Consider the following 394-nt stretch of genomic DNA (forward strand, 5'->3'; position numbering starts at 1 on the left):
GCTGAAAGGCCTGTCGGTCACAACCTATGAACGGCATGTCATTCTTGTGTCTGGAGGTTGAATCAGCATGACAACTTACAAGTGGGATCTGATCGAACGGCTGCTGCACGTAGTGCAGAACGGCGCCGGCCACAGTTTCTCCCCCCGTCCTTACGCCGAGCAGCATGCGGCGGCTAAGGCGGCGCAAGGTGAGTCCACCGGTAACCTGGATGATCTGAAAGTCACTGCTACCGAGTACGAAAAGCTGCTTCTGGATCGGGGATTTCTCGAAACTCGGCCCGAGGAAGAGGGGGGCAACGGTGAGAATTTCATCCTGACGCCCCGGGGTTCCAGCCTGCTGTGCCTGCTCGACAGCAGCATTCCGGGTCATGAGCATCCTCGTCAGGTGCTGGAT

1 protein-coding gene is annotated in these 394 nt (G+C 57.9%); it reads left to right on the forward strand.

The genetic code is table 11. The features are described from left to right. Window positions 1-67: 67 nt before the first annotated feature. Window positions 68-394 (forward strand): hypothetical protein (locus JHD82_RS29140; RefSeq protein ID WP_199140387.1); only part of this gene is annotated, 327 nt, incomplete at its 3' end.

Source organism: Delftia sp. ASV31 (assembly GCF_016428765.1).
In the GTDB taxonomy this organism is placed as follows: domain Bacteria; phylum Pseudomonadota; class Gammaproteobacteria; order Burkholderiales; family Burkholderiaceae_C; genus Comamonas; species Comamonas acidovorans.